We start from the raw sequence: 21,467 nt of genomic DNA on the forward strand, positions 1-21,467 counted from the left end.
GCGGGGTGGAGCAGCCTGGTAGCTCGTCGGGCTCATAACCCGAAGGTCGTCGGTTCAAATCCGGCCCCCGCAACCAACACTTCTAAAACAATAAACACCCTTCAGGGTGTTTTTTTGTATCTGCGGTGTGTGAAACTGCCGGGCGGTTACCCGGCGCACTCAACTACCCAAGCCTTGCCAGCGTCGCCCCATCTGAGAAATACGCCCGGATCCCTGCCAGAATCGACTCTGCCACTTCCTGCTGGAATTTTGCCGTCCTGAGCTTACGCTCCTCTTCCACGTTACTGATAAACGCGGTCTCGACCAGAATCGACGGAATATCCGGGGCCTTCAGCACCGCGAACCCGGCCTGTTCAACGCTGTTTTTGTGCAGCTTATTAACATTGCCTAGCTTGCCCAGCACCGCTTTACCAAATTTCAGGCTGTCGGTGATGGTCAGCGACTGCACCATATCAAACATGGTGTGATCGACATAGCGGTCGCCACTTTTGCTCACGCCGCCAATCAGGTCCGAGGCGTTCTGAGAGTCAGCCAGGAATCTTGCGGCGGTGCTGGTTGCCCCTTTAGTCGAGAGCGCAAACACCGACGAACCGCTCGGCTGGCGGCTGGTAAACGCATCGGCATGAATCGAGACGAACAAGTCTGCACGCTGCTTCTGGGCTTTCGCCACGCGGACTTTCAGTGGAATAAAGACATCTTCGTTTCGCGTCATGTAGGCGCGCATATTGCCTTCTTTATCGATCAGCGCCTTCAGCCGTCGGGCGATTTGCAGCACCACATCTTTTTCCCGGGTACGATATTTCCCCACTGCGCCCGAGTCTTCGCCGCCATGGCCAGGATCAAGCATGATCACAATCGGGCGATCGCGCCCTGCTTTTCCGGGCTGCGGACCGCTCTGGGCCGGTGGCACCTGCTTCTCCAGGTTGCCCTGGTTGTAGTCTTCCAGTAATGCCAGCAGCGGATCCTGAATATCCGTCGCATTCGCCGGATAGAGATCCATGACCAGACGCTCTTTAAACGTCGCAACAGGTGCCAGGGCAAACAGCTGCGGTTTAACGTTTTGCTTCAGCTCAAACACCATGCGCACGGTTTGCGGATCAAACTGACCCACGCGCGCCGATTTGATAAACGGATCGTCGCCGCGGATCTGCGCCGCCATTCCCTTAAGCACAGAGTTGAGGTTAACACCTTCGAGATCCACCACCACACGTTCAGGATTGCTGAGGGCAAATTGCTTATATTTCAGCACCCGATTGGATTCTACCGTGACGCGTGTATAGGTCGACGACGGCCAGACGCGCACCGCCACCACCTGACTGGTGGCGGCAAGACCCACCTGGCTGACGCTAAGCAACCACATCGCCCCTGCCCCTTTTAACAACCGGCGGCGGCTTATTGCTGAATTGGATCCCGACATGCTTCTCCCGAGCAAGAAAAGTGATTGATTTACAAAATCGCTAAATTGACCGAAAACTTTAACGAATGACGCATAAACTGTCATCTATAAAAGGGTAAACATTCATACGCTAACGCACGGATTACTTATCAATTTCTGTGGGTCGCAGAAAATTTAGGCTTGCACACACGGCCACAATCGAATAAAAATACAGAAATTACGAATAAACATTCATTAAGGGTTGTGTCATGGTGAAGGAACGTAGAACCGAACTGGTCCAGGGATTCCGCCATTCTGTTCCCTATATCAACGCCCATCGGGGAAAAACGTTTGTCATCATGCTCGGCGGCGAAGCCATTGAGCATGAAAACTTTTCCAGCATCGTCAATGACATTGGCCTGCTGCACAGCCTCGGGATCCGCCTTGTTGTGGTGTATGGCGCGCGCCCGCAGATTGATGCCAACCTGGCCGCGCATCACCACGAGCCGATTTACCATAAACATACCCGCGTCACGGATGCGAAAACCCTTGAGCTGGTGAAACAGGCGGCGGGTCTGCTGCAGCTGGATATCACCGCTCGCCTGTCGATGAGCCTTAACAACACACCGCTGCAGGGCGCGCACATCAACGTTGTGAGCGGCAATTTTATCATCGCTCAGCCTCTCGGCGTGGACGATGGCGTGGACTATTGCCATAGCGGACGTATTCGTCGTATCGATGAAGAGGCCATTCACCGCCAGCTGGACAGCGGTGCCATCGTGCTGATGGGGCCTGTGGCAGTGTCCGTGACCGGTGAAAGCTTTAACCTCACCTCAGAAGAGATTGCCACTCAGTTGGCCATCAAGCTGAAGGCGGAGAAAATGATTGGGTTTTGCTCTTCCCAGGGCGTCGTGAATGATGAAGGGGTGATTGTGCCAGAGCTCTTCCCGAATGAGGCCCAGGCTCGCGTGGAAGCGCTGGAAGCCGAAGGGGATTACCACTCGGGTACCGTGCGTTTTTTGCGCGGTGCTGTGAAGGCCTGTCGCAGCGGCGTACGCCGTAGCCACCTGATCAGCTATCAGGAAGACGGTGCCCTGCTGCAGGAACTGTTCTCCCGCGATGGTATCGGCACCCAGATAGTGATGGAGAGCGCGGAGCAGATCCGTCGCGCCACCATCAATGATATCGGCGGAATTCTGGAGCTGATTCGCCCACTGGAACAGCAGGGCATTCTGGTTCGGCGCTCCCGCGAACAGCTGGAGATGGAGATCGACAAATTCACCATTATTCAGCGCGATAACCTGACCATTGCCTGCGCCGCTCTCTACCCGTTCCCGGAAGAGCAGATCGGAGAAATGGCCTGCGTGGCGGTGCATCCTGACTACCGGAGCTCTTCACGGGGTGAAATGCTGCTTGAGCGCGTGGCGGCTCAGGCGCGTCAGATGGGGCTGAACAAGCTGTTCGTGCTGACTACGCGCAGCATTCACTGGTTCCAGGAGCGCGGATTTACACCGGTGGACATTGAATCACTGCCGGAGAGTAAGAAAGAGATGTACAACTATCAGCGCCGGTCAAAAGTGCTGATGGCCGATCTGGGATAATACGAAGCCCTCACCACCCGGTGGGGGCTATCGCTTAAAGGGATTCAAATATCGCGCTCAGGCCGCTTCGACGTTCCGTGCGGGTGGCAATCGCATGTAGCAGTACGCGCTCATCGGCATACAGCGACAGGCGCTGACGCGCGCGCGTAATGGCGGTATAAATCAGTTCGCGGGTAATAACGGGCGAAAGCTGTGTCGGCAGGATCAGCGCCGCATGGTTGAACTCGGAGCCCTGAGACTTATGCACCGTCATTGCCCAGGCCGTTTCATGTTCAGGCAGACGGCTGGGCTGAACGGACTTCACGCTTCCATCCGGCATCTGGAACCAGACGCGCAGCCCCAGTCCACGATCGAGGGCAATCCCGATATCCCCGTTAAACAACCCCAGCGCGCTATCGTTGCGGGCGATCATCACCGGGCGTCCCTCATACCAGCGCGAGTGCGGGGTGCGGTGGATTTTGCGTTTCTGGCCCAGCAGCTGTTCGAACCTGTCGTTCAGACCGCTTACGCCAAATGACCCTTCCCTCAGTGCGCACAGTAGCTGATACTCGCCAAAGGCGGCGAGCGCCTGTGCGGGCGTGCATTGCTGTTGTACACCCGTCAGGAAATGCTGATACCCCTGCAGGGCGTCATCAAGCATCGCCTGATACTCTTCCCCGGTTTGCAGCGATTTTTTCTCGATATCGGTGAATTGACCGTCAAATACCGCACAGGTCATCTGCCGGTCGCCTCTGTTCACAGCCGAAGCCAGCTGACCGATGCCCGAGTCGCTGCCGAAACGGTAGCTTTTTTGCAGCAGGCACAGGCTGTCGCGCAGCGCCCCCGCAAGGGAATGGTTTTCACTGGCGAGCGAACAGCCGGTCAGACGGGACAGCTCCTCAGCGCGTTCAGCGGTATATCCCAGGCTTGCATAAGTGCAGATATCTCCCAGCACCGCCCCGGCTTCCACCGAGGCAAGCTGGTCGCGATCGCCCAGGAAAATGACGCGGGCGTGCGCTGGCAGAGCATCAATCAACCGCGCCATCATCGTCAGGTCGATCATTGACGCCTCATCCACCACCAGCACATCCAGATGCAACGGGTTACCGGCGTGATAGCGCAGACGCTGACTTCCCGGCTGAGCGCCCAGCAGCCGGTGCAGCGTGCTGGCTTCGTTTGGGAAAAGGGCAAGCTGCTCCCCGGTGAGTGGCAACTTCTGCAGCGCACCACCTAACGACTCGGTCAGGCGCGCCGCCGCTTTGCCGGTAGGGGCCGCCAGACGAATACGGCACTTTTGCTCACCTGATAACTGAATCAGGGCGGCAAGCAGTTTGGCCACGGTGGTGGTTTTACCGGTTCCCGGGCCGCCAGAGATGACGGAGATCCGCCGTGTTAAGGCCACGGCTGCCGCCACTTTCTGCCAGTCTGTCGCCTCAACAGAGGTAAACAAGGTATCCAGCGTTTGCCGCAGTTGGGCTTCATCGCAGGGAAGAGGCGCATTGGTCTCGCTGAAAAAACGCGCGACCGCCAGTTCATTACGCCACAGTCGGTTGAGATACAAACGATCGCCCGTCAGGATCATGGGTGTCTGGCTATCGGCTGCGCTGACGGCAGGCGAACGGTGCAACACCGTCGGCCAGTCCACGGATTCTCCCAGCAGTGCAAAACAGGACTGCAGGGCCGCGGGCATTTTCTCATCCATCACCAGACGCGAAAGCGGCAGGCAAACGTGCCCTTCCCCTGCGTCTTTGCTCAGGATGGCAGCGGCGAGCATCACGGCAGGCTCATCACCGGACACCATCATGGCGAACTGTACGTCCAGGTGGCGCAGTAGTCGCTGTTCTACCGCTTCCAGCAACAATTCCTGCATCGTCATGCCACTTCCTCCGTGTTTGCTGCAAATAAGTTATCCATTTTCTCAATCAGTGCCGCATGCGGGCGTGTGCTAAAGATGCCTGAACGCGGGTCAGCCGCATCCACACCGCGCAGGAAAAGGTAAATCACCCCACCAAAGTGCTCTTCGTAACGGTAGTCAGCAATGCGATGGCGCAGATAACGATGCAGCGCCAGAGTATAGAGCTGGTACTGCAGATCGTAGCGATGCATTTGCATGGCGGATGCCATCGCCTGCTGGGTGTAGGCTTCGCTGTTCTCACCCAGCCAGTTTGATTTGTAATCCAGCAGGTAGTAGCGCCCTTCGTGACGGAAAACCAGGTCGATAAAGCCTTTTAACATCCCCTGCACCTGGCGGAAGTTCAGCGGCGGGCAACCGGCGGACAACGGGTCATACTCGCGGATCACCGCATCAAGCGCGTCAGCCCGCAGCGGGCTGGCGATGGGAAGGTAAAACTCCATCTCCACCTGTTTATCTTTGGCGGTCAACTGGCTGAGAGAGAGGCCCTCTGCCGTGAGCGGGGCGTGCAGAATAGCGCGGATCCACTCGGTGAGGACCGGCTGCCATTGTGCATCATAGCCCCCACTCTGTAACATCTTCAGGACCCATTCGTCAGAGACCGGCTGGGTAAAATCCAGCTCTTCAAACAGGCTATGCAAAAAGGTTCCCGGTGACGCGCCGCGTGGAAATTGATGCGGCGTAAGCGCAGGCTCAACCGGCACGCTACCGGCTCCGGCGGCATCAATATCCAGCTTTGGCATCAGGTCCTGCGCAATGCTCTGCCCGTGCTGCTGTAACCCGGAGTAGCTGGTAACGCGCCAGTCGTCGGCAATGGTGCGCAGAATCTGCCGGGCTTCCAGTTCAGATTCCCGCCAGTCCGGCATCTGCCAGCGGCTGTTATCGGGTGGCGACGGAATGTGCAGGGCAACATGCTCGCCGCACAGCGACTCGATGCACTGGCGCAATCCGGCAGCATCTTTGGGCTCACCGAGCTGAATGAGTCGCCCCAGCGCGCTCAGGTGGAAATCGCTCTCCCCCGACTTGTCGCCACGACGGCGGAACAGCGGCGCCACGCCCAGGCTGCAGTGCCAGACCGAACGGGTCAATGCCACGTAGAGCAGGCGTAAATCTTCTGCCAGACGTTCGGCCTCGGCCAGCTCAACGCTGGACTCCGCTTTACTGAGATCGAGCACCGCGTCGAACGACTCGCGATCGTGGTAAAAGGCCTGATCCTGCACGCGGTAATTGGCGATAAACGGCAGCCAGACCAGCGGATACTCCAGGCCTTTCGACTTGTGAATCGTGACGATCTGTACCAGATGTTTATCACTCTCAAGACGCATCTGCTGGCTGGAGGCGTTGCTGTTTGGGTCGGCAATCTGTTGCGCCAGCCAGCGCACCAGAGCATGTTCGCTTTCAAGCTGCGTGCCCGCCTCCTGCAACAGCTCACTGATATGTAAAATGTCGGTCAGACGGCGTTCACCGCCTGCTGTCGCGAGCATATTCTCCGCAAGGTGTCGCTTCGCCATGAGCTCGCGCACCATCGCCATCACACCGCGCTTCTGCCATCGCTCACGGTAGTGAACGAACTCTTCGACGACCGCATCCCATGCGGCTTCGTCATTATTGAGTGCATCAATGTCACGGGCGTTCAGACCGAGCATTGCGCTGGCTAGTGCGCTGCGAAGCGTACTTTCGCGCTCCGGGGACAGCACGGCCTGAAGCAGCCACAGCATCTCCTGTGCTTCCAGGGTTTCAAAAACGCTGTCACGGTTTGAGAGGTACACGGACGGGATGTTCAGCAGGGTAAGCGCATCGCGGATCAGCGACGCCTCCTGACGACTGCGCACCAGCACCGTGATATCAGACGCCTTCACGGGGGCTGACTCATTTTCCTTCCACAACAGCGCCTCGCCACGCGCACCAGCGCTGAGCCAGTCACGGATCTGCGCGGCACAATGCTGGGCCATGGCATTTTGATAGTCCGCGACGCCACAGCCTTCGCCGTCCAGCAGCCAGAAGTTCATGGCTGGCTGCGTTATCCCGTTGAATTCGAAACGCAACGAGCTATTTTTTGCGGCAAACTTTACCGGCTGAAAGGGGATCTCACGGAACATAAACGCCGTATCCATGCGGCTAAACAGCGCATTGACGCTTTGCACCATGCCCGGGGAAGAGCGCCAGTTGGTATCCAGCGTATAGTGCGCCTCTACCTCACTGCGGGCCTTCATGTAGGTGAAAATATCCGCACCGCGGAAGGCGTAAATGGCCTGTTTCGGATCGCCGATTAACAACAGTGCGGTGTCGGGCTGTTGTCGCCAGATGCGGCGGAAAATACGGTACTGCTGAGGGTCCGTATCCTGAAATTCGTCAATCATGGCTACCGGGAAGCGGGTGCGGATCGCGCAGGCAAGGGCTTTGCCGTTTTCACTGCACAGCGCCGCATCAAGGCGGCTCAGCATATCGTCAAAACCCAGTTCGCCACGGCGACGTTTCTCACGTGATACGGCTTCGCGAATTTCCGTCATGGCGCGGGTGATCATCAGGTCATTGAGCGTGAGTGGCTCAGCGAGCAGCGATTCAATCGCAACAAACAGAGGATGCTCAGGCACAATGCCGTCGGCTTTAGTTCGCTCAATCAAAAAACGCTGCGAGAATTTCTCCAGTGCGTCCGGAAGCTGATAACCGCGCGTCTCTTCCTGCGCCCAGGCGCTGATCTTCTCGATCCATTTACCCTGGTTGCCGCGGTTAAATTTACGTCTGTCGATCCCGGAGTTTTCGATGATCGCCTCAATCTCACCGACGGACGCATTCCATTTTTGCTTGAGCGCAGCAATTTTTCCGACAATCTTTTCATGACGTGAAGCCAGCGTTTCGTCTGCAGGTGGCGGAGATTTGATAACCGGCGCTTCGCCCTGAAGATAACGGTCGATAGCGCGAAGAAGCTCTTCGGGACCTTTCCACAACGCATGGACCGCTTCAGCGATATCGCGCGATAAAGGGTAACAGTGGCGACGCCAGAAATCCGCACAGGCCTGATAGCGAAGCACAGATTCATCTTCAATGAGCTGCTGTTCAAACAGCATTCCGGATTCAAACGCATTCAGGCTCAGCATGCGCTGACAAAAACCATGAATGGTGAAAACGGACGCTTCGTCCATCTGCCGTTCCGCCAACAGCAGCCACTGGGCGGCCTGTTGCTTATCTGCAATCTCTTCAAGAAGGCTGGCGTAGAGAGGGTTATCCGTGGTCTGGCGCAGGCAGGCGATGCGCAGCTCATGAATATTGGCACGAATACGACCGCGCAGCTCAGCGGTAGCGGCCTCGGTGAAGGTGACCACCAGTAGCTCTTCCACGCTTAACGGACGTGGAAAAGCGGCGTTACCACCAAGCCCTAACAGAAGACGCAGATAGAGCGCGGCGATGGTGAAGGTTTTTCCCGTTCCCGCTGAGGCTTCAATCAATCGTTCACCCTGTAGAGGTAAACGTAAGGGATTAAGGGGCTCAGCGGTATCGGTCATTCTTTCTTACTCCAGGGCATAGATTGCTGCAGCGCGCTGACGCTCTTCCAGATCGTCCAGCCTTTCGGGTTAACGTAGTCCGTTTTCCCGTTCTGACTACCGGAAACCTGCGACAGAATCGCCATTCCCTGCGGTTTAACCACCGCCTGGTGGAAGAAATCAGCAACCTTCTGCGGCGTCAGCTGTTTTATCTCGGCCACTACTTTATCACGCGAATCAAATTTCAGATTACCGCGATCAAAATCTTTGCTCAGTTGTGATGCTTCTTCACCCAGCGTCTGCGGCGGCTGCATCACCTGCGCGATGACGGCCTGCTGAATCTGAGCAAACTCCTCCGGCTTCATCGCCCGCAGCTTCGCTTCCGCCTGTGGGAAGAATGCCTGATAACGCTGCCAGAGATAAGCAGGCTGTTTATCACTGCTTTGCAGCAGGAAGCCCAGCCCCCACTGGCGACCTACGTTCATGGAGAAGGCAAAGACCGCGTAACCAAGCTGCTCTTCTGTACGCAGCTGGTTGTAGAACCACGGCTGAATAATCTGCCCCAGCACCGCACTCTGCGCGGTACTGGTGAATTCATCATAACCCGTGGGTACAAACACAGCGGCCAGGGCTGAATCCGTGCTGTTACCCGCCTTTTCAAAAATCACATTCTGTTTTTTCTCAACCAGTACGTCCTGGTTGCGGCACCACTCGTCGCCTTTCGAACCAAGCTGCGTACGGACATTTTCTGCCAGTGTTTTAGCCTGTACGTCACTCATGTTTCCGACGATAAGGAACTCCGGACGCGTGTTCGTTTTCAGCGCATCACGATACGCCAGCACATCTTTTAAGGTGATAGAGGGCAGTAGCGCCCGGCGATCTTCGCGCTGGAAATAGGGAATTTGCGAAAGCATTTGCGTCGGCATGAGCGCCAGGTCATACGCTTTACCCTTCTCGGCAGAATCCATCATCTGCGCATACCAGGATTTGGCCTGCTCAAGTTGCTCTTCCGTCGGGGTATAGCTGAAATAACCTTCCAGTAACGCCTGGAACAGCTGCGGCAGACGCTGGGTGTAGCCGTTGGCATTGACCATCAGACCGTTATTGGCGTTGGTCGAAAAGCTTATCCCGCCGACGGCCGCCTGATTGCTAAGCTGATCGAGTGCGATACCGGCAAGATAGTCATTGAGCGCAAACATCACCTGATTTTTAGCGCTGTTCATTGCTTTTGGGTTACGCAGAACCACGCTCACATCGGCTTTCGGTTCACTCGCGAAATAGCGGCTTGGCGTATACACCACGCGCAGCGTCGGCTCATCAACGATAAGTTCCGGGTGCGGATAGGCTTTCGTGGTTTTAATCAGCGAGAAATCATCCGGAATGTAGGGGTTCAGCTCCGGCAATTTAAGCGCGATCTCACCGGCCTTTTTCTGCCAGTCGGCGAAGGTCTGGTCACTGATTTTATCCACCTGATAAGGGGCATCGACAAAATAGGCCATTTTGTTATGCGGTTCGTTCGGGCTGATATACCAGACGCGGGCATTCTGCGGCGTCATCATCGCCAGGCGGGCTTTTACCGCGTCGGCGTCATACTGGTCGGCAATATTGACCGCGTCGAGGGTATGTTCCACCGGCACACGGATCATGGTATCTGCCAGCCACTCAACGTAATCCATGTCGCGGGTAATGGACGGATAACGGAAATCGAGATCCAGCACGTGCGCCAGTTCATCAAAGTAACGTTTATCGACGCCTTTATCGCGCAGCAAAGAGAGGTAGCTGAAGATAGCCGCCACGACGTCATCACGGTGAGCCAGACCTTTGTCAGTCAGGGTGGCGGAGATCGCCAGCACGCCGCTATTGCCGTTCACAACCGGATCGGAGTCGGCACGGATACCTTCCACTAGCCCTTGTTTTTGCAGCCAGTCAGAAAGTGTTCCCGGGCTACGGTTGCCAATCAGGTAGGTGACCAGTTCATCGGTTTTGCTGCGAAACTGCGCCGTATTGTTATCAATGCGGAACTCAACGCGTAACACTTTACGCGGCAGTGCAGGAACGTAGTGGATAACGATCCCTTTTTGCGCGTCCGTGACCACAGGAACGTTTATCTGCGGCAGGTCGATATTTTTATTCGGTACCCGGCCAAACGTCTGTGCCGCCATGCTTGCCAGCTCAGGCAACGGTTTGTTGCTGTAGATGACCGCTTTCATCAGATTGGCGGAGTAGTATTTATCGCGAAAGGCATGCAGGGCATCCAGCACCGGGCTGTTCGGTTTATCGCTCAGCGTCTCCAGGTTACCACCGGAAAAACGCGATCCCGGGTGCGCCGGGTTAATGGTTTCTGCACTCACCTGCGCCATGCGCATCCCGTCTCGCGTACGGGCAAGGGTCAGTTCAGCATTAACGGCATTGCGTTCGCGGTCAGCGTATTTTTTATCCAGCAGGGGAGCCGCGATAGAATCCGCCAGACGATCCACTGCACCTCCCAGCGCATCATTCTCAACTTCGAGATAGAAGGCTGTACGGTACGGCGCCGTGCTGGCGTTGTGGCTGCCGCCATGCATTTTGAGAAATTCGGACAGGCTATCTGGCTGTGGGTATTTTTTGGAACCCATAAGCGTCATATGTTCCAGATAGTGTGCAAGCCCAGGGTGGGCTTCCGGATCTTCCAGCGACCCAACCGGCACCACCAGTGCCGACAGGGATTTCACCGCCTGCGGATCGGAAACCAGCAGCACAGTCATCCCGTTATCAAGGCGAATAGCCTGATACTGACGGGTATCTTTTTCGCTCTTACGGATAGTTTCCTGAATGGGTTGCCAACCGGAGCCTGCCTGAGTGAAAGGTGCCCAAAGGGCGACAAACAAAACAAACGCTTTGAACAAGGTGCTGCCTGGCATTACGACCTCTTTATCACGGCTACATCATTAACAAACTGCGTGCTGGACTCACCAACATCTCTTTCTTTGGGTACATCAGTCCGTGATAAGAAGTGCATCATAAATGAACACCCCATACTGCGCAATTTTTATACAGCGCTCAGGACTGATTAAATTTGAACAACGGTAACAGGTAGCGTTGTGCTTCTTCCGTGATAGCCTCGAAGTATTCAGGCTCAAGCGTTCGCCATAAACGTTGATACCAGACATCCTCACCTTCGCCGCGCACCATCATGTTACCTTCATACACCTGCATGAATTTACTCCGTGCTTTTTGCAGTGAAGCGTCATCCGTTAACATGGCATCATTCTGTGCGTCATAACAAGCTTTTATCCAGGCGCCACCGCTCTCGGGCAGTAGCAGGAGCGGTTTATTCATTCCCCGCAGGTAGCCTTCAACGTACAAGGATAAATAACGTAACGCCTGCTCTGCGTCCATCGGTGGAAAGCGCCATTCGCCCTCTTTGCGGACAAAAATACGGCTTTCGCCTTTATGGCCGCCAGCACTGTAGACAAGATGTTCGAGCCAGAGTTGCAAACCTTGTGAAACGCTAAGCATGGAAGGACGCCAGCGCAGGAGCCCATCCGGCTGTACCTGAGTTAGCCAGCCCGTGAGCTGCACACCCTGGCAGTTGAGATCGATTTCAAGACTGGTTCCGGGTTGCCGGCATTCCCTCACGCGTTCTGCTAGAGCTTCCATCTCCTGGCGCTGCGCCTCCCAGACAATTTCTCCGAACGCCCCGTAGGGTAACTGCCCCGCAGCACGGTAGCGGCGGTAAAGCTTGTCGGCATCTTCCTCTTCAACCAGCGCGTTCAGTAGCTGCAGGTTTAACTGATACCGCTCCAGCCCTTCCAGCGTAAACGGCTCTGCATCAGGAATTTCACTCTCTTCAGAACGGAAATTGACCTGCAACCGTTGCTGGAAGAAAGCGCGTACCGGATGCCCCCAAAACCGCTGAAGCTGTTCGAAGGTCAGGGTGTCTATCGGGCGAGGATCAAGCTCCTGAATGAAATCGGTATGCGCTCTCCCCTCTTTTTTCGCCGCAGGCAGCCATTCGTGGGCATAGCTCTGATGATCGCTGACCACGTAGTTCACCGGGTCAAACGGCATGCGGCTATGGAAGCGGGTGATATGCGCCTTCACCCGCTGCGCGCTTTCATCACAGTTACGGGCTTCATCCCCCGCCAGATAGTGGCTCTGCCCGATATAATCCACCAGTTCCTGCACCAGAACAGAAGGAAAGCGCTCGCTGTTGTCCTGGATAGAACGGCCGATATAGCTGATATACAGCTGACGTTGAGCCGAAATGAGCGCCTCAAGGAAGAGATAGCGGTCATCGTCGCGACGGCTACGATCGCCCCGCTTTGGATTCGCACTCATCAGATCAAAACCCAGTGGTGCCAGGGCGCGTGGGTATATACCGTCATTCATTCCGAGCAGGCACACCACTTTAAACGGGATAGAACGCATTGGCATCAGGGTGCAAATATTGATTGGGCCTGCCAGGAAACGCTGGCTAATTCGCTCCTGATCGAGCCGTTGCGTCAGCTCATCGCGCAGCAATGACAACGGGATAGCCTCGTTATAGTGGGAACTCACGCCCTCTTCGACGATTGCCTGCCACTGCGTTTCAATGAGCGCCATAGCGGCTTCGGTATCACTGTCCGGCAGGAAGAAATCATTGAGCAATGCCCTGCAAACCGGGAGCCACGAATCCAGCGGACGCGACTGCATCAACTCAAGCCGCCAGCGGTTAAGTTGCATCAACAGGGAAGCTAAATGACCGACCAGTTCAGCGATCAACCCGCTGGACTCATCGTAGGGCAGGACTTCATTCCACTCGCCCTGGCTGCTTTCCATCGCATAGCCCAGCAGCATACGCGTCAGGCCAAACCGCCAGGTGTGCTGGCCGGTAGGAGGAAGCTCGAACGCCTGAACGTTGTCATCATCAATGCCCCAGCGTACGCCGGACTCGTTAACCCACTGACGAAGGTAACGCAGCCCCTCTTCATTAATATTGAAACGTGCGGCCAGGACTGGGACATCCAGTAATGCCAGGACATCTTCGGAGATAAACCGGCTATCCGGTAATGAAAGCAAAGTAATAAAGGCCTGCAAGGCCGGATGAGACTGGCGGGCCCGTCGGTCAGAAATGGCGTACGGCAGGTAGCGTTCACCCGTCGCACTCCCAAAAACAGCCTGAATAAAGGGACTGTAACTGTCGATATCCGCCACCATCACCACAATGTCACGTGGCGTCAGCTCAGGATCGTCCTGCAGCATCGCCAGCAGTTGATCGTGAAGGACTTCAACCTCGCGCTGCGGGCTGTGGCAAACGTGGATCGTGACGCTGCGATCGTCGCCGTCCAGCTTGCGCTTACTGTCGCTGCGTTCAAATTCTTTCGCCGTAACGCCCATGACGGCGCGGTTTTCGAGATCCAGAATGTCGAGCTGGATATTATGCAGCAGGCTATCCGGAGCGATCTCGACGAAGGCATCCACATCCCCTTCGCCTGACGACGTGATGTCTGAGAGCATGTGAATGTAGTCACGGCCCAGCTTTCCCCAGGAGGCAAGCAGCGGGTTCGGCAGATTTTGAATGCCGTGCTCATCAAATAGCTGTGCGGCAGACGCGCTGTCTTTAAACAGTGGCACGGTACGCTCTTCAAACAGGCGTCGTCTCTGACGAGACACCAGCCGCGAAAGCCAGCGTTCATCCTGAATGTCGCCCCAGTACTGGCGACACGGATTGGTAAAGAGGATATGTATGTCGATGTGTTTACCCAGCGCACTCAGCGCCTGCAAATACACCGGTGGCAGCGCCGAGATGCCGCAGATAAACACGCGAGAGGGCAGCCGGGCTGGTCGCTCAGCGCTGTTTTCCAGTATGGAGATAAACCGCTGGTAGAGGTTTGCACGGTGCCACTTCGGCTGGCCGAGTTTCTCAGTGTGTTCCACCAGCGCTTTCCAGAGCGGTGCCTGCCAGACTTGCGCCTCCGGTAACCCGTCGACCCGCTCGCCCGCTTCCCAGCGAGTCAGCCATTCCGGGCGATACACCAGATACTGGTCATAGAGATCGGCGGTGCGCGATGCCAGCTGGAACAGCTTGCGTTTATCGGTGTCGTCATTGAGGTAGTGGCGTAGCATGACGAATTCATCATGCTGCAGCATGTCCGGCAACAATGCCATCAGCTTCCAGCTCATGCTTTGCTTGTTGAAGGCACTCTGTTCCGGGATGTCCGGCAACACGCGGACAAACATCTCCCAGATAAAACTTGCGGGCAGCGGGAAATCGATATTTGCGGCAATGCCGAATTTACGCGAAAGCGACATCTGCAGCCACTGCGCCATACCGGTGCTCTGCACCAGCACCATTTCTGGCTCAAAAGGATCGTCAAGCCGCTCGCGCTCAACGATAAATTCCATCAGCGCTTCCAGCACATCCAGACGATTTGAGTGGTAGACCCTTAACATAGACGCTCCCGACTACTGGCTAACCGGGCAATGCAGACGCGTCATCTCGCCGCGCCGCCCCAGAGGAGAAATAAGTGTAACCGTGATGCTGACACATCCAGAGAGTGTTGTCTGCCCCCGACTGACCTGCCAGCCTGCCGGGAGAGCAATTGTTGAAAGCTGAGACTGATTCCAGGCATGGTGCCAGAGCTGACGATACTGATTAAACATGGAGAACCGCGTCGCCAGTGCCCGCTGATAACCCGACAGTGCCGTGACGATCATCACCAGCAGCATCATCGCCAGTAATACCTCAACCATGCTAAAGCCTTTTTCTCTGCTCACGGCAGCTGGCATAACGCATTCTCCTTAAGCGGACAAAAATCACTCCAGCCGTGTGGCGAGAAATGGATCTTACCGTCGATGATTTCGCCTCTGCGCCATAGCAGCAGGTCATCACTCCCGGCGATAAGCAGCACACGCGTTTCATTCAGTAGCCGCAGGCAAACTCGCCATGCCGATACCTTTTTGCACTGGATCTCAGGCTCAGACAACCAGCTCTGAACGCGTCCCCATTCAAGCGCTGACTGCACGGATGCCTGCTGTTGAACCGAGCGGCTCTCACCGCCCACCAGTGCGCTAAACGTGGTCAGCTGCTGATTGAGGCCGGTGAGGATCAGCGTGCCCAACACCAGTAAAAGTAATACCAGCGCCAGCGAGGACATTCCGCGCTGCCGGTTCACAGGTTGTACCCCGTGACGCCATAAAAAGCCTGACAGGGCGCCCCCTGCTCGCCCTGACGAAGGGCGGTCATTTCAATATTCAACTGGGGGGCAAACCCCGCATGCTCAACTTGACTCACCACAAAGTGCTGGATGAGAAGCCTGTTGGGGTCAGTGAGTTTCTCCCATCCTTTACCCTCACATGAGGTCGCCCCATGCAGGGTCTCCAGTGCACCTGATTCCAGACGAAAACCTGTGCTGTCGTTTTCCGAAGACGAGCTATCCCAGTTACCGTTACTGTTTGCATCCCACCGTACAATGACACAGCGACCTTGCCTGCCGATCGTCAGTCCCTGCCCCGCACAGTTTCCGGCGCAATACCCCGCACGCTGAAGCTGTTTGCCGAGGGAAAAAAGGCGTTGCCACACCTCCTCCTCAAGCTCCCGCTGACCGGATTGCTGTAAAACAGCCCGCTGCAAGCCCGGTAAAAAGCGCGAGGCGCTTATCAGTAAAAGACTGCTGATCGCCGTGGCAATCAGAACTTCCATCAGTGAGAAACCCTGCTGGTTTAGGGACATGAACCTTCTCCTGTGACATTGCACATCCTGATTCGCCCTCCATTCGAGACAATGACGAGCCATTCTCCTGCACGACTTTGCAGGCGTATTCGCCCTGCCCATGCCGTATCCCTGAGTCCATAGAAGCCAAATAACGGCGTTATTTCACTTACCGTGACCTCCGGCCACAGGGGAATAAATACAAACGGACTGCCCTTATCACAGCCCTGCACGAATGCGCTCATCAGACAGGTGACGCCCCTGTCGCGCCGCAGTGAGACCTGGTGGTCACGGTTGTGCCGGTTTGCGTCATTACGCAGAAATACCAGGTAATCACGCACCTGCCCGGCGGTTTGCCAGAGCCGTTGCTGCCGTTGCCAGTTGTCCCAGCCGTATAGCCCGGAGGCGCTGAGAATGACCACCAGCGAGATAGCCACCAGGGTTTCGATAAGCGTAAAACCGTTCTCTTTTTTCATGCCGGGAGTGTGGCGAAATGGCCTGGAATTGACGAGCAACGGATGACCGTTTTACGAGCCCTTATCAAGGAAAGTTAAGCGGTTGCAGTGTGTTGCATACGTTCTGGATAACGCGTCGGAAAGCGAGAAGAAGGCGAAAAAAAACCGGCGCTAAACAGCACCGGTTATGTCAGGATTGAGAGCCTCAGATAGCGACGGGCGCTTTGATGCCAGGATGAGGGTCATAACCCTCAATCTCAAAATCGTCAAAGCGGTAATCAAAAATGGATTCCGGTTTGCGTTTGATAATCAGCTTAGGCAAGGCGCGCGGTTCGCGGGTCAGCTGGAGATGCGTCTGTTCCATATGGTTGCTGTAGAGATGGGTATCCCCACCGGTCCAGACGAAATCGCCCACGTCCAGATCGCACTGCTGCGCCATCATATGCACTAACAACGCATAGCTGGCAATGTTGAACGGCAGGCCGAGGAACACATCGCAGGAGCGCTGATAGAGCTGGCAGGAGAGCTTGCCGTCTGCCACATAGAACTGGAAGAACGCATGGCACGGTGCCAGTGCCATTTTGTCCAGCTCGCCGACGTTCCAGGCGGAAACGATAATACGGCGCGAGTCCGGATCGTTTTTCAGCTGGTTCATCACGGTGGTGATCTGGTCAATATGACGGCCATCCGGCGTAGGCCATGCGCGCCACTGCTTACCGTACACCGGGCCCAGGTTGCCGTTTTCATCTGCCCATTCGTCCCAGATAGAGACGTTGTTTTCATGCAGATACGCAACGTTGGTATCGCCTTGCAGGAACCAGAGCAGTTCATGAATGATCGAGCGCAGGTGGCAGCGCTTTGTCGTCACCAGCGGAAAACCTTCCTGCAGATTGAAGCGCATCTGGTGGCCAAAAATGGAGAGCGTGCCGGTACCGGTACGGTCATTTTTCGGCGTGCCCTCATCGAGCACTTTTTTCATCAGTTCAAGATACTGTTTCATGGTTCCTCAGGAAAGTTGTTGCTGTGGACGACGACGATACGCCCAAATCATCATAATGACACCCGCGACAATCATCGGAATGGAGAGGATCTGCCCCATGCTGATGTACTGTACCCATTCGCCGGTGAACTGTGCATCCGGCTGGCGGAAGAACTCGACGATGATACGGAATGCACCGTAGCCAATCAGGAACAGACCGGAGACAGACCCCATCGGACGCGGTTTACGGATAAACAGATTCAGGATGATAAACAGCACCACGCCTTCCAGCGCCAGCTCGTAAAGCTGAGACATATGGCGCGGCAGAACACCGTAAGTATCGAACAGGGATTGCCACTCAGGATGAGACGGCAGCAGCGCCATGTCCTCTGCACGCGAGCCCGGGAACAGCATGGTAAAGGAGACACTCGGGTCGACACGTCCCCAGAGCTCACCATTGATAAAGTTGCCCAGACGTCCTGCTCCCAGACCAAACGGGATCAGTGGCGCGATAAAATCTGACACCTGGAAGAAGTTGCGTTTGGTGCGTTTGGCAAAAATCACCATCACCAGGATCACACCAATCAGCCCGCCGTGGAAGGACATGCCGCCATCCCAGACGCGGAACAGGTAGAGTGGATCGTTCAGGAATACCGGGAGGTTATAGAACAGAACATACCCAATACGGCCGCCCAGGAACACGCCAAGGAAGCCTGCATACAGCAGGTTCTCGACTTCGTTTTTGGTCCAGCCACTGCCGGGACGACTGGCGCGACGGCCAGCAAGCCACATGGCAAAAATGAAGCCGACCAGGTACATCAGACCGTACCAGTGAAGCGAAACAGGTCCTATTGAGAAAATGACCGGATCAAATTCCGGAAAATGCAGATAACCACTGTTCATCTGTCACCACAAGATGTTGTTATTCCGCTGAAAGTGGACAGCGGTAGAAATGCGATTCTGCTGTTAGCAGAGGCTCCAAAGTTGCGAATCATAGCATAAGGCGGACGCGGAGGATGCGCCAGAGATGTAAAAGATGTGTATAGAGGAGTGTGTTATATCCTCACCTCCGCCCTGTCACAAAGGACGAGGACGGAGTGAGGGGAAAAGTACGTATTAGCGACCGCCGCGAATCAGGCCGCCCATACCGCGTCGTTCCATGAAGGCAGCCACCTGATGACGCACTTCGGCGGCCAGCTGCGCTTCAAGACTGCGTTCAGCCAGCTCGCGGGCATCCTCAATATCGATATGCCGCAGCAGGTACTTCACGCGGGCAACCGCACGGCCGTTCATGGAGAGGTGGCGGTACCCCAGCCCAATCAGGATTGCAACGCACATCGAATCTCCGGCCATTTCACCACACAGGCGCAAATCAATATCGTGCTGTTCGGCTTCTCGCGCGATCATCGCTAACGCCCGGATCATCGCAGGGTGCAGGCTGTCATAAATGCTGGCAACACGCGTGTTGTTACGGTCGACGGCCAGAATATACTGCGTCAGGTCATTGGTACCGACCGAGATAAAGTCGACACGGTTAGCCAGCTGCGGCAGCATAAAGACCATTGACGGCACTTCAAGCATCACCCCAATTCGTGGTTTGGGGATCGCATAGCCAATCATCTCTTCGACTTCACGACCGGCACGCTCAATCAGACGCCGCGCCTCGTCAATCTCATCAATGCTGGTGACCATCGGCAGTAAAATGCTGAGGTTACCCGTCGCCGCATTCGCGCGCAGCATGGCACGCACCTGGATCAGGAAGATCTCAGGCTGATCGAGCGTAATGCGTATCCCACGCCAGCCCAGGCACGGGTTTTCTTCACTGATCGGCATGTACGGCAGCTGTTTATCTGCCCCGACATCAAGGGTGCGCAGGGTGACCGGTTTGTCGTTAAACATCTGCAGCATGCCCTGATACTGCGCGACCTGCTCCTCTTCAGAGGGAAAGCCACTTTGCAGCATGAACGGGATTTCGGTGCGGTATAAGCCGATACCGTCGATGCGGCTGCCGAGCTTCTCTTCATGCTCGGGGCTTAAACCTGCGTTGAGCATGACTTTGATTCGCTCGCCGCTTTTGAGCTGCGCGGGCAGATTAACGTCATCCTCTGCCAGCTTGCTTAATTCATTCTCTTCGCTGATAAGGCGCTGGTATTCCTGAAGCAGAACCGGCTCAGGATCAACCAACAGCTCACCGCGATAACCGTCGACCACCAGGGTGCGTCGGTGCAGCACCGATGGCTGGATATCCGCCCCCATAACGGTGGGAATTCCCAGCGCACGCACCATAATGGCCGCGTGCGAGTTCGCCGCGCCATCGCGTACCACCACGCCCGCCAGACGGTCATGAGGCAGTTCAGCCAGCGTTGTCGCGGAGAGTTCATCGGCAACCAGCACAAAACGTTTTGGCCAGGCATTCGCGCCCTGAATAGTGTCATCAAGATGGAACAGTAAACGCTGCCCCAGGGCGCGTAAATCACCGGCCCGCTCTTTCAGGTAACCGTCGGTCAGTGCCGCAAACTGCTCGGCAAATTTTTCGATGACCTTTTTAACCGCCCACTCCGCAACCGCACCTTTGTCTACTTCGTCAAAAAGCTCGCGGCGCAGACGTGCATCGGAGAGAAGGTGCGAGTAAAGGTCAAAAATGGCCGCCGTCTCTTTTTGCGCCCCAGCGGCAAAGCGCTTGCTGTAGCGACGAAACTCATTCGACGCCTCTTCCAGCGCGGCGGTGAGACGCTCACGCTCAAGCGCTTCATCAAGCGTTGAGGCTTCGTACACTTGCTCCATCAACGGCAGAGTGGCGTCCATCCAGCCTTCGGCGATAGCGACGCCCGGCGACGCCGGAAGCGCGCGAATACGCGTATGGCGGTACTGACCAAACAGTGCCGTCAACTGGGACTGGGAGAGGATCGCGGCCATCTGCGTGGCCAGCGTGACGAGGAAAGACTCTTCGCTTTCATCGTACTGACGCAACTCACGCTGCTGTACCACCAGCACACCAAGCAGCTGACGGCGCTGAATAATCGGCACGCCCAGGAAGGCGCGGAAACGATCTTCTTTTACGGAGGGGATATATTTAAAGCTGGGGTGTTTTTGCGCGTCGGCAAGGTTGATAGGTTCGGCGAGTCGCCCAACCAGACCAACGATACCTTCATCAAACGCGAGCGTTACGGTGCGTCCACGTGGCTTTTTCAAACCACGGGTCGCCATCAGGTAATAGCAACGCCGATCGTGGTCGGCCAGATACACCGAACAGACTTCGGTCTCCATCGCAAGACAGATGTCGGTAACCAGAATGTTCAGCGCCTCATTCAGACGCGGCGCACTGGCCACCTTCTCGACTATTTCTCGCAAGCGGGTGAGCATGATTTGCGTAGCTTAACCTCTTTTACGTCGCCAGGCAGGTGCGCTCTGCGGCTTAGGCGGGATCTCCTGAAGCTGCATGACAACACTTGCGAACTCTTTCATCACCCTACGGTAAACATCGCGTTTAAATGACACGACCTGACGAACAGGATACCAATAGCTCACCCAACGCCAGCCATCAAACTCCGGCGTACTGCTGGTTTGCATATTGATATCTGAATCGTTGCCCACCAACTGCAGTAGAAACCATTTTTGTTTCTGGCCGATACAAACCGGCTTTGTGTCCCAACGCACCAAACGTTTCGGTAACTTGTAACGCAACCAGTTGCGGGTCGAAGCCAGGATGCGAACATCTTTTCGGCTTAAACCAACCTCTTCAAACAGCTCCCGGTACATCGCTTGTTCTGGGGACTCTCCCGGGTTGATCCCGCCTTGCGGGAACTGCCAGGAGTGCTGACCATATCGACGGGCCCACATCACCTGGCCCTGACGATTACAAATTACTATTCCTACGTTCGGGCGGTAGCCATCGTCATCAATCACCGGACTACCCCAAACTAAACCTTATATATGAATGATTGTTTCACACTACAGGGAGGCGGTAAACCACTCTCTTACAGGGCTGCAACCTAATAACATTTGAATAACT

General features: G+C 55.8%; 14 protein-coding genes. 1 reads left to right on the forward strand and 13 read right to left on the reverse strand.

All coding sequences use genetic code 11. The features are described from left to right. Positions 1-163: 163 nt before the first annotated feature. On the reverse strand, positions 164-1,417 hold the full coding sequence (gene amiC / locus QMG44_RS14750) for an N-acetylmuramoyl-L-alanine amidase AmiC (protein WP_020883787.1): 1,254 nt from the start codon (positions 1,415-1,417) through the stop codon (positions 164-166). A gap of 227 nt (positions 1,418-1,644) precedes the next feature. Between amiC and argA the strand changes: the two genes are divergently transcribed. After that, positions 1,645-2,976 carry an amino-acid N-acetyltransferase gene (argA, locus tag QMG44_RS14755; RefSeq protein WP_020883786.1) on the forward strand — a complete coding sequence of 444 codons (1,332 nt, stop codon included), beginning with the start codon at positions 1,645-1,647 and terminating at the stop codon, positions 2,974-2,976. A 34-nt stretch (positions 2,977-3,010) separates the two neighbouring features. On the opposite strand, the gene recD is transcribed toward argA, so the two are convergent. The 12 genes from recD to rppH form a co-directional block, all read right to left on the reverse strand. Beyond that, positions 3,011-4,831 carry an exodeoxyribonuclease V subunit alpha gene (gene recD, locus QMG44_RS14760; protein ID WP_086532156.1) on the reverse strand — a complete coding sequence of 607 codons (1,821 nt, stop codon included), beginning with the start codon at positions 4,829-4,831 and terminating at the stop codon, positions 3,011-3,013. Then, a complete protein-coding gene (gene recB / locus QMG44_RS14765; RefSeq protein WP_025203347.1) occupies positions 4,828-8,370 on the reverse strand; it encodes an exodeoxyribonuclease V subunit beta in 3,543 nt (1,180 codons plus the stop codon). Before recB ends, recD begins: the two co-directional genes overlap by 4 nt. Next, a complete protein-coding gene (ptrA, locus tag QMG44_RS14770; protein ID WP_020883783.1) occupies positions 8,367-11,249 on the reverse strand; it encodes a pitrilysin in 2,883 nt (960 codons plus the stop codon). Before ptrA ends, recB begins: the two co-directional genes overlap by 4 nt. Before the next feature lie 139 nt (positions 11,250-11,388). After that, positions 11,389-14,763: an exodeoxyribonuclease V subunit gamma gene (gene recC, locus QMG44_RS14775; RefSeq protein ID WP_086532155.1), complete on the reverse strand. Its 3,375-nt coding sequence runs from the start codon at positions 14,761-14,763 to the stop codon at positions 11,389-11,391. A 12-nt stretch (positions 14,764-14,775) separates the two neighbouring features. Further along, entirely contained in the window at positions 14,776-15,099 is a 324-nt protein-coding gene (locus QMG44_RS14780) for a prepilin-type N-terminal cleavage/methylation domain-containing protein (protein WP_014171443.1), read from the reverse strand. Next, complete coding sequence (locus tag QMG44_RS14785) at positions 15,084-15,485, reverse strand: DUF2509 family protein (protein WP_086532154.1); 402 nt, start codon at positions 15,483-15,485, stop codon at positions 15,084-15,086. The genes QMG44_RS14780 and QMG44_RS14785 overlap by 16 nt, the downstream gene beginning before the upstream one ends. Continuing rightward, the gene (locus QMG44_RS14790) at positions 15,482-16,042 is read right to left on the reverse strand and encodes a prepilin peptidase-dependent protein (RefSeq protein WP_025203343.1); all 561 of its coding nucleotides are present in this window, start codon (positions 16,040-16,042) and stop codon (positions 15,482-15,484) included. The genes QMG44_RS14785 and QMG44_RS14790 overlap by 4 nt, the downstream gene beginning before the upstream one ends. Next, positions 16,033-16,497: a prepilin peptidase-dependent protein gene (locus QMG44_RS14795; RefSeq protein ID WP_068794980.1), complete on the reverse strand. Its 465-nt coding sequence runs from the start codon at positions 16,495-16,497 to the stop codon at positions 16,033-16,035. The genes QMG44_RS14790 and QMG44_RS14795 overlap by 10 nt, the downstream gene beginning before the upstream one ends. 184 nt (positions 16,498-16,681) lie before the next feature. Beyond that, positions 16,682-17,476, reverse strand: coding sequence for a thymidylate synthase (thyA, locus tag QMG44_RS14800; protein ID WP_014171447.1), 795 nt, complete (start codon positions 17,474-17,476; stop codon positions 16,682-16,684). Between the two features lie 6 nt (positions 17,477-17,482). Continuing rightward, positions 17,483-18,358 carry a prolipoprotein diacylglyceryl transferase gene (lgt, locus tag QMG44_RS14805; protein WP_014171449.1) on the reverse strand — a complete coding sequence of 292 codons (876 nt, stop codon included), beginning with the start codon at positions 18,356-18,358 and terminating at the stop codon, positions 17,483-17,485. A 213-nt stretch (positions 18,359-18,571) separates the two neighbouring features. Continuing rightward, positions 18,572-20,818: a phosphoenolpyruvate--protein phosphotransferase gene (gene ptsP / locus QMG44_RS14810; RefSeq protein ID WP_014171450.1), complete on the reverse strand. Its 2,247-nt coding sequence runs from the start codon at positions 20,816-20,818 to the stop codon at positions 18,572-18,574. A gap of 12 nt (positions 20,819-20,830) precedes the next feature. Next, positions 20,831-21,361: an RNA pyrophosphohydrolase gene (gene rppH, locus QMG44_RS14815; protein ID WP_013098553.1), complete on the reverse strand. Its 531-nt coding sequence runs from the start codon at positions 21,359-21,361 to the stop codon at positions 20,831-20,833. Positions 21,362-21,467 lie beyond the last annotated feature (106 nt).

The sequence above is a fragment of the Enterobacter sp. 200527-13 genome, from assembly GCF_027924865.1.
GTDB lineage: Bacteria > Pseudomonadota > Gammaproteobacteria > Enterobacterales > Enterobacteriaceae > Enterobacter > Enterobacter ludwigii.